The sequence below is a fragment of the Arthrobacter sp. B2a2-09 genome, from assembly GCF_027587375.1.
Lineage (GTDB): Bacteria > Actinomycetota > Actinomycetes > Actinomycetales > Micrococcaceae > Arthrobacter.
On sequence record NZ_JAMXIC010000007.1, the window covers coordinates 91,506 to 106,191 of the forward strand.

The window sequence follows — 14,686 nt, forward strand, 5'->3', positions numbered from 1 at the left end:
GCGACCGCCCCCTTCATCTCGTCGTCGCCTCAGCTGGCGACGTTCTGCTTCGCGTACTCGACGGCCTTATCCAGTGCCGCCTGGGCAGAGATTTCCCCCTTGACCGCGAGGGCGATCTGCTGTTTGGCGTAGGTCTCCATCGCCTCGGTGAACTTCGGGGCACCCACCATCCGGGCCTTGTTCATTTGCGAAGCAGCCAGGTCGGTGGCGACGCCCTGCATCTTGTTCTTCGCCGTCTCGGTGAAAGCGGCGGGGTCTTCGTTGGCAGCCCTTGTTCCGGGGAAGAACCCGGGGGCGAGCTTGACGAACGCGATCTGGTTCTTGGTGTTTGTGAGGAACTCTGCGAAGGCAAGCGCCGTGGCGGAGTTCTTCGACTTCGCCGAGACGCTGATGCCCTGCACGAACAGGGGCGGGCTGCCAAACCCATTGCTCGCCTCGACGCTGGGCAGGATCGACGGGGCGTTCACGGAGACGTCCTTGTCGATGTAGTTCGGACCCGACGTGGTCCAAGCCACGGTGCCCTTGTTGAAGTTGTTGACGTTGGCATTCGCGGTTCCGGCGTTCTGCAGCGCCTCGGGCGTGATCGCCCCCGCCGTGTAGAGCTCGGCATAACGTTGGATGATCGCCGCGGCTTCGGGGGTGTTGAAGACGAACTTGCCGTCCTTGTAGACGTCGAGATTCCCGCCCCGGTCGGACACCATGATTTGCAGCGACTTGGGGCCAGGCACATCCGAGATCGTCTGCACGCCGGCCGCCGCGAGCTTGGCCGCGGCGTCCAAGGTCGCGGCGTGCGTCTTGGGAGGCGCGGTCACTCCGCCCTTGGCGAGCAGGTCCTTGTTCCAGTAGTTCAGCTCGGTGCCCAGGTACCAGGGGAAGCCGAACGAGCCATCGATGCCATCGTACTTGTAAGCACCGACGCCGCCGTCGACGTAGTCGCCGAGTATCTTCGACTCCTTCTTCAAGTCGACGAGCTGCCCGGCCGAAGCGAGCGAGTATGCGTACTCCGGCGGAAGGTTGACCACGTCCGGGAGTTCACCGGACCCGGCCTGCTGAAGGATCTTGTCCTCGTAGCCATCGGCGGGCTGGTCGATCCACTTGACCGTGACGCCCGGGTGCTCCTTCTCGAACGCCTTGACGACGCTCTCGAAGTAGGGGGTGAACTTGTCGTTCTTCAGCGACCAGGTCTGGAACGAGATGTTCCCGCTGATCTTTCCATCGCTACCGGAAGCGGCGGGCGAGGAGGGGCCGCCGGTGCAGGCGGTGAGGGCGAGTGCTGTGGCCACCGCGATACCTGCGGCGATAGTCGTGCGGATCTTCATGGACGTTCTCCTTCGAAAGGTCCAGGCTGCTACGTCTTCGCAGTCACAACCTGCTACTAAAGCGCTATAGTTGCCATAGCTTGCCACACTGAGCGTCGAATAGTCCAGTGCCGGACACCACCGGCCGGACATTGATTCCCCGGAAAGGACCGCGATGACCCGCCCCGTCGCCCCGCTGCGCTTCGGCGCAAACTACACCCCGTCATCCGAGTGGATGCACGCGTGGATGTCGCTGGATCTCGACGCGGTGCGCCGGGATTTCGCGTCGCTGGCAGCGATCGGCCTCGACCATGTGAGGATCTTCCCGTTGTGGACTCTGCTCCAGCCCAACCGCACGCTGATCCGCGAGAAGGCCGTGGACGACGTCCGCTCCGTGGTGGACACGGCGGCCGAATTCGGACTGGATGTCAGCGTCGACGTCATCCAGGGGCACCTGTCGAGCTTCGACTTCATCCCCTCCTGGCTGTTCACCTGGCATGACAAGAACATGTTCACGCACCCCGACGCCCTGAGCGGACAGGCCGAACTGGTCACCCGTCTCGGCGAGCGGCTTGGCGACGCCGCCAACTTCCTCGGCTTCACGCTCGGCAATGAGACCAATCAGTTCTCTGCCCCGAGCCACCCGTCCCCCTGGCCGGTCACCGAGGCCGAGGCTGCGAACTGGATCACGACGCTCCTGGATGCCGCGCACACCTCCGCCCCTGCGCAGCAGCATGTGCACAGTGAGTACGATGCCGCTTGGTACATGGACGGACACGGCTTCACACCCGCCCTCGCCTCCCGCCTCGGCGATATGACCACCGTGCACTCGTGGATCTTCAACGGCACGGCGCAGCGCTATGGCGGCCGCTCCGTGGCATCCGACCGCCACGCCGAGTACATGATCGAGCTCGCCCGCGGCTTCGCCACCGACCCCGGCCGTGCGATTTGGCTGCAGGAGGTCGGCGCCCCATCGAACTGCCTGACTCCTGCGCAGGCCCCGGGCTTCCTGGAGGCGACGCTGCGCTCCGTCGCGCGCACCGAGAACCTGTGGGGCGTCACCTGGTGGTGCTCGCACGACGTAAGCCGCAGCCTCGCGGACTTCCCCGAGCTGGAGTACACGCTCGGCCTCATCGACCAGGGCGGCGCGGCGAAGCCGATCGGACGGCGCTTCGCCGAGCTCATCCCCGAGCTTCGCGAGCGGCAGCCCGCCCCTGCCCGCACCCTCGGCATCGTCGTCGAGGTCAACGAGAACTGGACGCCGATCAGCCGCGGCGCGATGAGTCCGGGCGGCGCAATCTTCCAGGCCTGGGTGGACGCGTGCACAGCGGGTGCTGACCCGGCTATCGTCACGTCGATCGATGCGTCGAAGCCCGAGGTTCTCGCAGCGCGCGGCATCACCGAGCTCATCCGCCCCGCGGTCAGCGGGACCGCCTATGCCTCCCGGAACACCGTCGTCTGAGCAGCCACGACGCCTCCCATCGTAGGTAACGACCTCAACGCGGGACGGCGGTACTCTCGCGGACGGTGAGCTGCGGCATGGCGCCGATACGGTCCGCGAGCACGTCGGGGGCATCGATCTGCTCGAGCAGGAACTTTGCCGCCGCCGCCCCGAGCCCGAACGTATCGCGGGTGATGCAGGTGATCGAGGGGTGCACGAGTCCCGCAACGACCGAGTCGTCGAAGGAGGCGACGGAGAGATCCTTCGGCACGGACACACCCATCTCCTGCGCGACGCGTAGGCCGGCGATCGCCATCACGTCGTTGTCGAAGACCACGGCTGTTGGCCGATGCAGTCGACTCAGGAGGCCGCGCATGGCGGTGGATGCCGCGGCGGGCGAGAAGTCGGTGGCGATCACCTCTCCGCTCACCCCTCGTTCGCCAAGGCCGGCGAGCACCTCGGTGCGCAGGCGCGTGTGTTGGAACTCCGCGGGACCGGCGACGTACGCGATCGAGCGATGACCAAGGGCGCCGAGATAGTCGAAGAGAGAGTGCGCCACCTGACGGTCGTCGAGCCAGATCGTCGCCGGGTGCCCCTCGCCGGACGCATGGCTGCCGAGCACCACCGCGGGGAGGGTCAGATCGCGCAGCACGGGGAAACGCGGGTCCTCGTCACGAGGATCGATGACGATGACTCCATCGACCTGGTTTGCGCTGTGCCAGCGGCGGTAGGTCGCCACTTCCTCCTCGATCGATGAGACGAGCACCATCTGCATTGCGATGCGGTTCTCCGCGAGGGCTGACTGGACGCCGGCTATGAGGTCGGTGAAGAATGCCTCCGCACCGAGGGTGCCCGCCGAGCGGTTGACGGCGAAGCCGATGACCCCGGCGCCCGCGCCGCCGAGCGCCCGCGCCGCGGAGCTCGGAAGCCACTGGTGCTCCTCGGCGATGGTGAGGATGCGCTTTCGTGTCTGTTCACTGACGCCCGGCCGCCCGTTCAGCGCGAACGACACCGCGCCCGGCGACACCCCGGCCAGCCGGGCGATGTCCGTGATAGTCACGCGCTTCGTTTTGTTCATGCTTCAACTGTAGCGATACAGGGTGACCTAGAAACTTCTTCTGTGCAGGGTAGTCCCTAGCTGCTAGGGTTTTACTAAATCGCTATAGTTGCACCCCGCCAGGGTATCTTCACGGGGATTTTGAAGATGCCTCTTCAAAGAAGAGAGAGCAATGAGACGAACAACAGCATTCGGTGCAGGGTTACTACTCGCCGGACTCGCCGCCTTCGGCCCGCAGTCTGCGGTGGCCGCTGAGACCCCCAAGGCATCCGTGGGGAACACCACGCATTGCGAGGCCGAGCCACTCACGATGGCGTACTACCGGACCTGGCGCGACGTCACCGTGCCGCACAACGCCAACTCGGACTTGCCGGACCCGAACGTCACGCGCATGAGCGACCTCCCTCCGGAGATCGATGTGGCGATGGTCTTCGACGCCGGCGCCACGGCCAATACCGACTATTGGGCCACCCTGCGCGACACCTACGTGCCCGCATTGCACGCGCAGGGCACGAAGGTCGTCTACACCCTGTGGATCGAGCAGCTCGCCAACGCCGACATTCCGCTGACCGAGGACGCTTACCGCTCCTACGCGCAGAAACTCGTCGACACCTACGTCACCCCGTACGGCCTCGACGGGATCGACATCGACGTCGAGTCCTATCCGCAGGGTGACCACCTCACCCGCGCGATCGGAGTGTTCAACGCCCTCGGCAAACTGATCGGCCCGCAGTCCGGCACCGACAAGATCTTCATCTACGACACCAACCAGTCCGGCGACACCCCGCTGTTCAAGGCCGTGCACCAGAACGTCTCCTTTGTGCTCCTGCAGGCCTACGGCCGCGGCGCGTGGGGGATGCAGGGGACCTGGAACACGTTCGCTGACAAGATCGCCTCCTGCCAGTTCCTGCCCGGCTTCTCCTTCCCCGAGGAGAAGGATCCGACGCGCTGGGGTGACGCCGAAGGCATCTACGATCCCGCCACGGCACCGCGGAGCACCGCGTACCAGTACGCGACCTGGCAGCCCGAGAGCGGCTCGCCGAAGGGCGGGTTCTTCGCATACGCTGTGGACCGCGACGGAAAGGTCTGGGGCGATAACACGATCACGCCCACCGCGTTCTCTTGGATGAAGAACCTGTCCGCAGTGCAGGACAAGGCCGCGGGCGTCGTGCCCAAGGGCACCTGGTCACTGGCGGTGGCGTCCACTCCGGCGCATGGGAGTGAGGTGGGTCCGGGTGACACGGTCACGTGGACGGTGTCGGCGACCGCCGGATCCGTCGACGTGCAGGGCGCGATCGTGGTTTTGGACCTCACGGACCTCGTTGACGACGCCACCATCGAAGGCCTCACGGTGTCGACCGGTATGACTGAGCAACATGCTCGGGCCGCGGGGTGGATGACGGATCTGGCCGCCGGTAAGAGCGCGACCCTGACGGTTTCGGCGCGCATCAGCGCTGCCGATCCTGAATCCGGGGCGGTGTCGGCGGCTGCCGAGGGGCCTGTTCCGGGCCGGGTCTCGGTAGCGGTCACAGGCCTCGCGCCGCGCGCCGATCTGACCGCCTGCGACGGATGCACGGGCATTTCCCTCACGGTGGCGGATTCCGGGCCGACGACGCCGACTCCGACGCCGACCCCGACGCCGACCGGGACGGCCACAGCGTCGCCGACGCCGAGCGAGACCGGCACGCCGACGCCGTCGGCCACGCCCACCTCGACGCCGATCGGAGCCGGCATCACTACAGGCGTTGGGCCAGGGTCTCCCCTCGCGTTTACGGGCGGGCTTGATCCGTTCCGCTGGCTGGGCGTCGGCGCACTGCTCGCCGCCATCGGCGGAGCGATGGTCGCATGGCGCCGGAGGGCGCACCGTAGCTGACCACAGGGAAACCCGTTCCTGAACTCATTTTCCGACGGAGGCTTTGGTGTCGCAGATCCTAAATAGTCCGCCTGAACAGTGGCATCCATCGGATGCCGCTGTTCAGGGAACCTTCTCGACGTGCCTGTTTCACGGCGCCGGAGTGCGCCTGGTTCATTACGCAGACAAGGCCACGGCGGCTTCGAGCGACACCTTGGCCTATTCCGCCTGGATCATCAATGATTCAGGCGAAGAGCTCACCGATGTCACCCTTGTCCTGCGATCCTTCACCAACGCGGGCATGGAGGATTTGAAGTACGCGAGCGGTCCGTCCGTCTTGACCTTGGGCCCGATGCCCGCGGGAGGGGAAACTGAGCTGGTCTTCACGTATGTCGTCACCGAAAACGACCAGCGCCATGCAGGGGAGCTCATCAGCGCCATGGCTGTCCAAGCGGTGACCGCCTCCGGGGCGAAACTCTGGGATGAACACGACGCGATCACGCCCATTTCCTTGCCCTCTTAGCCCGCCCAATGTTCGAGGAGGCACTCGCCTTCATTGCAGGGGGTGCCTACTTTTGCGCCTTACCTTTTCTGCCATTGCCAGGCGTGCCAGAACAGTAGCGTCGCCAGGATCAGGGCGGCGGCCTGAAGCAGGTGTGGGGTCATGTTCATCAGGATGAACGGGAATGGCATCGTATTTCCTGGGGTGGGGGCGAGCGGGGTCATGGCCTCATTGATGATCACCATGATGCCTATGACGAGCGCCAGCTCCAGCACCCACAGTCCGATGATGAACGGATTCACGGTAGCTCTACCTTGAGGCACCTCAACCGCGCCTAGGTGATGCTCCAGCGAATTACCGTGCTCGTCGATTTCGCGGAATTCAATCCCGGCCTGAGCCTCGTCCATTGTCCGTTCCCCCCGGTTCGGCGGCCGTTGTCCCGCCTTCGACGGCTTGTGCGGCACACTTTTGAGGCACTCTACCGCGTGCACCGGGAACGCACGAGTACCGGGACGCACAACACCACACGGAGGGCCAACCGGGCTAGTCTGGGCGCATGACAACTCGTGCCAACGAACTCACCGCCTTGGTCACCGGTGCTACTGCCGGGCTTGGTGCGCAATTCGCCCGCCAGCTGGCCGAATCCGGCCACCACCTCGTCCTCGTGGCCCGCGACGAAGGGCGTCTGAGGGCAAGCGCTGAGGTGCTTGAGCGGGACTTCAGTATCTCTGTGGAGGTCCTGCCCGCAGACTTGACCTCCGACGTCGGGGTTGCGGCTGTCGCGGCCAGGCTGCGGGACGCTTCGCGGCCGGTGGATGTGCTGGTCAACAATGCCGGAATCGGGCTGCTGAACTCTTTCGAGAAGAACGATGTGGAAGACGAAAAGCGGCATCTCCGGCTGCATGTCCAGACGCCCATGGAGCTGTGCCACGCGGCGTTGGAGGTCATGTTGGCGCGAAAGTCGGGCCGGATCATCAACGTCGCGAGTGTTGCGGCCTTCGCGAACCGGGGCAGCTATTCGGCAGCCAAGGCTTGGCAGGTCAGCTTCAGCCGTTGGGCGAACACTGCGTACGCGGACAGCGGTGTGAAGGTTACCGCGGTGTGCCCGGGCTTCACCCACACGGAGTTCCACGATCGCATGGGCATGGACAAGTCAGTGGCTCCGCGCTTTTTGTGGCTGAAGGCCGAGCGCGTTGTCAGGGAAGGCTTGGAGGACAACGCCAAGGGCAAGGGGATATCCATCCCGACCAAGCGCTACAAAGCGATCACCGCCGTCATGCGCTTCCTGCCGGCGAAGCTTACGTCGGGTCCGCCTCGCCTCGCCGCGAAGCAAGCCGGGCCCGCGAAGTAAACCGGGGCGCCTGGACCAGCACCGCCACCGCGATCCCGATCACGGCTCCCACGAAGGTCTCCACCCCGCGTTCCAGGACGAGCACGCCAGGGTCCGAGGGAGCCGTCAGTTGAGTCATGAGCAGGATGACCGGGGTGAAGAACGCCATGGCCCAGCCGTAGTGCCTGCTCATGAACAGCTCGGTGGGGAACTGGAAACCGATCACCAGAAGGGCAAGGATGATGGTGGTTTGCCCCGGGAAATAGTTCAGCGGGGACAGCGGTCCTGGAAAGAGTACGACGGCGACAATCGCCAATCCGAGGAACGTCCCCACGATGCGGTGGATGCCGCGGTGCAGGCGGCTGGGCATATCGGCTCCGGCCAGCGGAACGGCGGCGGCGGCCATGGCCCAATGCGGGTGCCCGCTTCCCGTGAGTACTCCGCAAGCACCTGCTGCGCCGACGGCGAGCACATACCGGGCCGCGTGGACCCCTGCTGCTTGGCGCAACTGCCCCGAGGACGCCGGAATGTCCCTTATGGCGCCACGTACCCACGCCCGGTGCCGAAGCCACCCGGCAAAGCCCACCACCATCGAGAACGCTGCAGATGCCGCGCAGATCAGGACCGCAGCAAGGAAAGGGATATGCGCAGGGACGGAAGCGCATGCCCCGAGGGCCAGGATTCCGAAGAACGGGCCGTTGGGCTTGAGCCTTACCTTGTCCGAGAACAGCGAGCCCACGCCCGCCAGGACCGCCTCTACTACTACCAATCCCCATGAATGGACATGGGAGACGGACAAGAGCGTGCCCACCGAAACGCCGGCGAGGAGCACCGCGGCTGCCTGGGCCTGGTGCTTGAGCCGCAGTTGATGCGACTCGGCACGGCCGTACATGCCGGTCAGGGCGCCGAACACGGCGTAGATGATGAGGTCTGCACGGCCAACCGCGAGAAGCACCAGTGCCGGCACGGCGACGCTCAGTGCGACACGGACGGCAGCAAGGTGATCGTTGCTTGCCGGTGGAATCCTATGAAGGGCGCGTGCATGGGCCAGGATTGATCGCAACGGGACACCACCAATCAATTCAGCCGATCATTGGGAAGTTATCAGCACTCCAAGATCCGCGCCATTAGCTGGGTCACAAGGTTTCCTTGTGCTTCGGTTTCCCACCCAACTGACTCGCAGTTGTTGTCGTTTTGACGCGCGAAAACGACAACAAGTGCGAGTCACTTGGGCCGGGCGAATCAGTGGCAGGATCGAACCATGACTGTGTCGTTCACATGCCATACGCATATCGAAATGGAACCCGGGGAGCTCTTCGATCTCGCGCGCAACGTCGACGCGCACGTCGGCTCCATGGCCAAGTCCCGGGAACGTGCGGTTGCCGGCGTCGTGTCCGGACTGCTCTCGGAAGGCGACGAGGTTACCTGGCAGGCCTGGCATTTCGCTGTACCCCTGCGGATGAGCAGCCGCATCACCCAGTTTCGCTTCCCTGATTCGTTTACGGATGAGCAAGTGCGGGGTCCGTTCCGCTTCTTCCGGCACGTGCACGAGTTCATTCCCGACGACGGCGGCACGCTCATGATCGATCGCGTCGAATTCGCGGCGCCCTTCGGCGTCGTGGGCCGGCTTGCGGAGAATGCTTTCCTGGGGCGATACCTGCAGAACCTCATTGAACAGCGCAACGAATATCTTGCCCGCAACGGTGCCCCCGCATGATCAGGCCGGCCCGCGCGGACGAACTGGAACGGCTCCGCGGGATCGAATTCGCCGCGGGCGAGATCTTCCGCTCTCACGGAATGGACGCCATCGCAGACGATGAGCCGTTGACCGTCACGGAGTTGGCTCTCTTCCAAGCGCGCGGCGGTGCTTTGGTCTTTGCCGACGCATCAGACGTTCCAGTGGCCTATCTCCTGATTGAGCATCTGGACGGAAATGCGCACGTTGAGCAGTTGAGTGTCCACCCATCGCATGCGCGGCGAGGTCTCGGGAGCGAGCTGCTCGATGTTGCCGAAAAGTGGGCACGGGCCGAGGGCTTGGAATGGCTGACCCTGACCACTTTCCGCGATGTTCCTTGGAATGCGCCCTACTATCGCCGGCTGGGTTTCGAGGAGCTGCACCCGGAGATGTTGGACGACGGACTCAGGGGCATCCTGGAGTGCGAGGGCTTGGTGGGCCTGAGCCGTTGGCCGAGGATCGCCATGCGGAGGCGCGTCAGGTCAATCCTTACTCAGGAAGATTCTGTCAGTCTGTATTGACAGGCAGATGCTGTCAGTTCAAACTGACAGCATGAATGGTGATGAGCTGACTTCCTCCATCCCGGCGACGGACCCGGCAATTGGCCTCCGCGCCGTCGGTGCCCTGCATCGCCTGGCCGAAAAAGTCGAGGCCACCAACGTGGCCCTCGCGCGGCAGCAGGGCTGGTCCTGGGAACAAATCGGCGACGCCTTGGGCGTCTCCCGGCAGTCGGTCCACGCCAAATACGGAAAGTGAGTCTGCCATGTTTGAACGATTTGCCGGCGAAGCCAGAACCGCTGTCCATGCGGGCGCCGAGGAAGCCAAACGCCGTGGAGACCGCAGAATCGGCACGGACCATCTGCTGCTGGGATTGCTCCACGATCCGGAGAGTTGCCGGACTTTGGAGACGGACCTTGAATCCGCCCGCGCCCAGCTCGACACCCTCGACCAGCAGGCGCTGGAAGCCGTCGGAATCACGCTGGGGGACTTCGGCCCCCTGACTGCGCCGAAGGGAAGCAGCCGGACCACCTTCACCTCGGCCGCCCGCTCGGTCATTCAGGACTCCTTGATATTGACAACCCGGGAGAAGGCCCGCAGAATCACCACCCGACACCTCTTGCTCGCACTGCTGGAGCGGCACGAACCCGATCCGGCTGCGGTCCTGCTCAATAAGCTGGGCGTGGATACGGCAGCACTGAAAGTTAAGCTGCAGGACCTGCGGTCCTAGGCCGATTGTCGCTGCCGGCGCCTGTAGTACAGGTCCCCGAAATAGTGTGCCGTCGTAGCGGGCGAGTCAGCGCCGGGCAAGTCAATGCCGGGTTTGTCGGTGGCTTTCGGGTGGGTGCCTGGCGGGGGTGGGGCTGTTGATCGGTAGTGGTGTCCGGTGGGGGTGCGGATTTCGAGGACATGCCGTGTGCCGGGGCCGGTTTTTGCGGTCCGGGTTCGGGCTGTCCAGCCGGGGAGTTCTTTGGTGTGGTTGCAGGCTTCGCACAAGCCGGCGCCGTTGGCGTGGCTGGTGGGGCCGCCGTCGTGCCAGGGGATGATGTGGTCGAAGTGCCGGATGGGTGCGTCGCAGTACGGGGTGCGGCAGGTGTCGTCGCGGGCTTGGATGAAGCGCCGCAGTCCGGGTGGGTAGAGCCGCGCCCTCGAATCGGCGGCGACAAGGTCCCCGCTTCCGGGGGCGGTGTAGAGGCGCCGGAGCCAGACCTTCAGATCCGGGCCTTGCCCGGCCTGGCCACGTTTGGTGTTGCCGGTGTTGTCGTTGAGGAGGTTCCTTGCCCAGGCGGCTGGGACGATGCCGTAGCCGGGGAGGCGGGCGGGTTCGCTGTCGCCTTGGAAGAGGGTGCGGTCGGTCATGACGAGCTGGATCTCGACGCCGGTGATGCCGCCCGGGGTGCCGGTGGTGCGTTCGACCAGGGCGTCGGCCATGATCTGCCCCCGGGACCGGTTGTCCCCCGTCGCGCGGAGGGTGTCGGCGTGCCTGTTCAACGCCGCGTGCACGGCCACGCCTTGGGCGACGGGAAGCAGGGCGGTCAGATAGGTCATGGTGTCCGGTGCCGGGCGCAGGCTGACGTGCCGCTCCTCGGCGGCGTGGCTGGCGCGCTGGGTGACGGAGCGGGGGTCCCGCCGGTACGCCGCGGTCCGGGCGGCGGAGATGATGGCCTTGTCTCCGGCACCGTCGAAGGTCCCGGTGTCGGCGGCGAGTTCCTCGTCCACGGCGCAGCGGTCTTCGGGGCTCAGGCAGGCTGTTTCCTTCACGAGCAGGGTGGCGCGCCATTCGCTGAGCTGTCCAGATTCCAGCGCGGCCATGGTGTGGGGCATTTCCGTCACGAGGGCCTTCGCGAGCCCGAAGAGCCGGGATCCGCGGGCGGGGGATTCCCTGCGGGCCAGGCCAATTTGCGCTCCGACGCCGCGTCCCTGCTCGTCCGTCGGGACGCCCTGACCGGCCTCGGAGCTGCGCTGCGCGCCGTCGAACGCGACAGCGATCCGGGCCTGCAGACCCGCGACCGCGGACTTCAGGTCCTCTAGTCCACGCAACTGGTTTATCAGTTCAGTACTGTCGGAGCCTAGCCGGAGCGAGGACACCGCGCCGAGTAGGTCTTCTATTTGGGCACACGGGACAGCACCGTCCGGACCCGCGCCGCCGGCAGGCGCGCCCGATCCGATCAGCTGTGTTCCCCGAATCCCGTCCATAACCAAAGCATTCCAGGAGGGTCTGACATTAATAGGCCGGAGAACACCTGGTCAGCCGAAAAACCGGAAAATAGGCAGAACTTTTTCTAAAACTTTGCTCGGGAAGGATTCCGGCGCCGCGGCGCCCCGGCGCCTCCGCCCTCCCTACCCCGCAACCAGCTCAACCTCGTAGCCGTCGGTATTCACCAGATAGGCGGCGTAGTGATCGGCCCCGCCGGCGTGGGGATATTTGCTCTCGAACATCTCGTACCAGCCGGAGTCGGCGCCGAGCTCCCGGAGTCGGTCCACGTTCTCCGTCGTGCCCGCGTGGAAGGCGAGGTGGTTGAGCCCGGGCTCCGTCCTGCGGTGCGTGCTTCCAGTGAGCGCCGTGGACTGTTCGATCACGATGTACGTGCCTCCGAGTTTCCAACTGCAGCCCTCGGGCCACTCCTGGAATTGTTCGTAGCCTAGTTCGGCCAGTAGCCAGCCCCACTCTTCCTGGGCGCGGCCGATGTGAGGCACCCAAATCTCTACGTGGTGCAGCGAACCCACTGGAACTTCAGCCATGCGCAGAGTCTACGTTTGCTGGGAGTCCGCGGGAATGCCTGGCAACTCCACCACAAATGCCGCGCCGCCCTCAGGCGCAGCGCGCACGCTGATGCGGCCACCCATCCGCTGCACGATCCTTGCGGCGATGGACAAACCCAGTCCGCTTCCAACAGGCCGTTGTCCGCTGTATCTGGCAAAGAGCGCACCGCGTTCAAACGCGACGGCGGCATCCGCCTCCGTGAGGCCAGGCCCGCCGTCGCGCACTTCCACGGTGAGCCCGCCGCTGGTGGCGTACGCCGCGAGCACAACGGGAGAGCCTTCAGGCGTCACGCGCAGTGCGTTTTCCAGCAAACCGTCCACCACTTGGCGCAACCGCTGGCCATCGCTGCGGACAGGCAACGACCCAAGGGGCAGCTCGAGCCGCCCGACGATCCCGTTCTGGACGCACACTGCCTGCCAGGCCTGCCAACTCTCGCCCAAGATCAAGGATGCGTCCACGGGCCGCAGTTCCATCCGGAAATCATCGGACTCAAGCCGTGCCAATTCCAGGAGATCGCGGACAAAACGGTCCAGACGGTTGGTTTCGGCCACGAGGGTCCGCCCGACCCCGCTCACGTCGTCTCCGCTGACCACGCCATCGGCAAGCGCCTCGGCGTAGCCCCGCAGTGCGGTGAGGGGTGTCCGGATTTCATGCGAAATGGAAAGGAGGAACTCGCGTTGGCGCCCCTCGCTGGTCCGGAGTGCGGCGTCGAGGGCCGCCAGCGCCTGCGAAACCTCCACCACTTCGGCCGGGCCGCCGGGCGCCACCGCCACGGACCGTTCTCCGGCTGCGAGCCGATGGGCCGAATGTGCCGTGCGCACCAAGGGCCGGCTCAACCATTGCGCCAACAGGCCGCCGGCCACAATGGCGAACACGAGGCAGACCGCGAGGGCGATCAGCATGCGGCTCAGCAGGGGAGCGGCGGCCGCTCGGATTTCGGACACGGGCTGCGCCAGTACCACGCCACCACCGGCCGCCAAGGGCCGGGCTTCGAGGACCACGGTGTTCTGCGGACCGTTCACCGACGTCGAGACCGACTTTCCGGCCAATACATCCGCCACGGTCTTCGTATCCACCAGCCTTGCCCCGCCGCCTGTCACGCGGCCGTCGGTGCTGATTTGCGCGAGCCTCGCGCCGTGCGTGAGCAGATCTGCGCGCAGGTCCTGCAGGCTTCCAATGCTTGACTGCTTGCTCAGGGAATCGGCCTCAACCGCGAGATACTTCTTGGCTTCGTCCACCGCCGTGGCGTTGACCAGTTGCGCCGCCAGAAGGCCTGCAAGTACGACGGCGACAGTCGCGACGGCGGCGATCACCGCCGTCGTGCGCCCGGCCAGTGTGCCGAACCAGCGCCTCACGTGGTTCCCCCGGCGGCGGGTCGGGGTCCGGACGTTTGGGGAGCTGCGGCCGAATAGCCGACGCCGCGGCTCGTCGCGATGGGGGAGTGCTCGCCGAGCTTGGCGCGGAGCTGCGCGATGTGCACATCCACTGTCCGTCCCGCGGCATAACTGGCCCGGCCCCACACGGCGGACAGGAGTTGCTCACGGGAAAAGACCCGGCCGGGCTGGGCCATGAGATAGGCAAGGAGGTCGAACTCGGTGGCGGTCAGCGTGAGTTCCTCGGTGCCGGCGCGTACGGTCCGATTCAGCGGATCCAGTTCGACGCTGCCCAGCACCAGTGGTTTGGACCGCGGGGTTCCTTCGGTCCGACGCAGCACCGCCTTGACCCGGGCCACCAGTTCGGAGGGCGAAAACGGCTTGGTGAGATAGTCGTCCGCGCCCAATTCCAGGCCAAGGACGCGGTCCACTTCCTCATCGCGGGCTGTGACGAACAGTACCGGCGTCCAGTCCTCTGCCTGCCTCAGTTGCCTGCAGAGCTCGATCCCGTCCAATCCCGGCAGCCCGACGTCGAGAATCACCGCGACCGGTTTGAGTCGCTTGATCTGTGCCAGCGCGGAAATCCCGTCCCGCTCCACGTGCACGCCGAAACCTGCGCGGCCCAGATAAAGGCGCTGGATATCGGCAATCGCCTGTTCGTCCTCGGCAATCAGCACCAATCCGCGGCTGTCTTCCATGCGTCCATTCAACAGCAAGGACGGAGCACTTGGAGGGTCCTTGGCGGCGCGCGGGGACGGTTTTACATTCCTCGAACATTGGCCGAACAGTCAGTTCATGCGGCCGGACCAGAGTGTGGTGAAGAGTGCCGGAGGATG

General features: G+C 65.4%; 16 protein-coding genes. 8 read left to right on the plus strand and 8 right to left on the minus strand.

The window, feature by feature from the left end:
* Positions 1-29 precede the first annotated feature (29 nt).
* Complete coding sequence (locus tag NFJ07_RS10095; RefSeq protein ID WP_269994051.1) at positions 30-1,319, minus strand: extracellular solute-binding protein; 1,290 nt, start codon at positions 1,317-1,319, stop codon at positions 30-32.
* A 214-nt stretch (positions 1,320-1,533) separates the two neighbouring features.
* Here NFJ07_RS10095 and NFJ07_RS10100 point away from each other — a divergent pair, with 214 nt between their 5' ends.
* Complete coding sequence (locus NFJ07_RS10100; RefSeq protein ID WP_269994053.1) at positions 1,534-2,760, plus strand: glycoside hydrolase 5 family protein; 1,227 nt, start codon at positions 1,534-1,536, stop codon at positions 2,758-2,760.
* A gap of 34 nt (positions 2,761-2,794) precedes the next feature.
* Here the strand turns inward: NFJ07_RS10100 and NFJ07_RS10105 are convergent, their stop codons facing one another.
* Positions 2,795-3,817 (minus strand): LacI family DNA-binding transcriptional regulator, encoded by a 1,023-nt coding sequence (locus NFJ07_RS10105; RefSeq protein ID WP_269994055.1) that lies wholly within the window; start codon positions 3,815-3,817, stop codon positions 2,795-2,797.
* Positions 3,818-3,968: 151 nt separating this feature from the next.
* Between NFJ07_RS10105 and NFJ07_RS10110 the strand changes: the two genes are divergently transcribed.
* Together NFJ07_RS10110 and NFJ07_RS10115 are read left to right on the plus strand one after the other, a co-directional pair.
* Positions 3,969-5,669 (plus strand): EndoS/ChiA family endoglycosidase, encoded by a 1,701-nt coding sequence (locus NFJ07_RS10110; RefSeq protein ID WP_269994058.1) that lies wholly within the window; start codon positions 3,969-3,971, stop codon positions 5,667-5,669.
* Positions 5,670-5,715: 46 nt separating this feature from the next.
* Positions 5,716-6,171, plus strand: a complete 456-nt coding sequence (locus tag NFJ07_RS10115; protein WP_269994060.1) for a hypothetical protein — start codon at positions 5,716-5,718, stop codon at positions 6,169-6,171.
* 59 nt (positions 6,172-6,230) lie between these two features.
* On the opposite strand, the gene NFJ07_RS10120 is transcribed toward NFJ07_RS10115, so the two are convergent.
* Entirely contained in the window at positions 6,231-6,557 is a 327-nt protein-coding gene (locus NFJ07_RS10120) for a hypothetical protein (protein ID WP_269994062.1), read from the minus strand.
* A 149-nt stretch (positions 6,558-6,706) separates the two neighbouring features.
* On the opposite strand from NFJ07_RS10120, the gene NFJ07_RS10125 reads away from it, so the two are divergent.
* Positions 6,707-7,501 carry an SDR family NAD(P)-dependent oxidoreductase gene (locus tag NFJ07_RS10125; RefSeq protein WP_269994063.1) on the plus strand — a complete coding sequence of 265 codons (795 nt, stop codon included), beginning with the start codon at positions 6,707-6,709 and terminating at the stop codon, positions 7,499-7,501.
* Here the strand turns inward: NFJ07_RS10125 and NFJ07_RS10130 are convergent.
* Positions 7,449-8,543 (minus strand): FUSC family protein, encoded by a 1,095-nt coding sequence (locus NFJ07_RS10130; protein WP_269994065.1) that lies wholly within the window; start codon positions 8,541-8,543, stop codon positions 7,449-7,451. The two genes, NFJ07_RS10125 and NFJ07_RS10130, sit on opposite strands and share 53 nt — an antisense overlap.
* 198 nt (positions 8,544-8,741) lie before the next feature.
* On the opposite strand from NFJ07_RS10130, the gene NFJ07_RS10135 reads away from it, so the two are divergent.
* The 4 genes from NFJ07_RS10135 to NFJ07_RS10150 are packed head-to-tail and all read left to right on the plus strand — an operon-like array spanning position 8,742 to position 10,443.
* A complete protein-coding gene (locus NFJ07_RS10135) occupies positions 8,742-9,197 on the plus strand; it encodes an SRPBCC family protein (RefSeq protein WP_269994067.1) in 456 nt (151 codons plus the stop codon).
* A complete protein-coding gene (locus NFJ07_RS10140; RefSeq protein WP_269994069.1) occupies positions 9,194-9,736 on the plus strand; it encodes a GNAT family N-acetyltransferase in 543 nt (180 codons plus the stop codon). Before NFJ07_RS10135 ends, NFJ07_RS10140 begins: the two co-directional genes overlap by 4 nt.
* Before the next feature lie 31 nt (positions 9,737-9,767).
* Entirely contained in the window at positions 9,768-9,971 is a 204-nt protein-coding gene (locus NFJ07_RS10145) for a helix-turn-helix domain-containing protein (protein WP_269994071.1), read from the plus strand.
* A 7-nt stretch (positions 9,972-9,978) separates the two neighbouring features.
* Positions 9,979-10,443 carry a Clp protease N-terminal domain-containing protein gene (locus tag NFJ07_RS10150; RefSeq protein ID WP_269994073.1) on the plus strand — a complete coding sequence of 155 codons (465 nt, stop codon included), beginning with the start codon at positions 9,979-9,981 and terminating at the stop codon, positions 10,441-10,443.
* Here NFJ07_RS10150 and NFJ07_RS10155 read toward each other — a convergent pair.
* The 4 genes from NFJ07_RS10155 to NFJ07_RS10170 all read right to left on the minus strand — a co-directional run bounded on the left by NFJ07_RS10155 (position 10,440) and on the right by NFJ07_RS10170 (position 14,548).
* On the minus strand, positions 10,440-11,909 hold the full coding sequence (locus NFJ07_RS10155) for an HNH endonuclease (RefSeq protein WP_269994075.1): 1,470 nt from the start codon (positions 11,907-11,909) through the stop codon (positions 10,440-10,442). The genes NFJ07_RS10150 and NFJ07_RS10155 overlap by 4 nt on opposite strands.
* 144 nt (positions 11,910-12,053) lie before the next feature.
* On the minus strand, positions 12,054-12,455 hold the full coding sequence (locus NFJ07_RS10160; RefSeq protein WP_269994077.1) for a VOC family protein: 402 nt from the start codon (positions 12,453-12,455) through the stop codon (positions 12,054-12,056).
* 9 nt (positions 12,456-12,464) lie between these two features.
* Positions 12,465-13,832, minus strand: a complete 1,368-nt coding sequence (locus NFJ07_RS10165; RefSeq protein ID WP_269994079.1) for a sensor histidine kinase — start codon at positions 13,830-13,832, stop codon at positions 12,465-12,467.
* Positions 13,829-14,548 carry a response regulator transcription factor gene (locus NFJ07_RS10170; RefSeq protein WP_269994081.1) on the minus strand — a complete coding sequence of 240 codons (720 nt, stop codon included), beginning with the start codon at positions 14,546-14,548 and terminating at the stop codon, positions 13,829-13,831. Before NFJ07_RS10170 ends, NFJ07_RS10165 begins: the two co-directional genes overlap by 4 nt.
* Positions 14,549-14,686 lie beyond the last annotated feature (138 nt).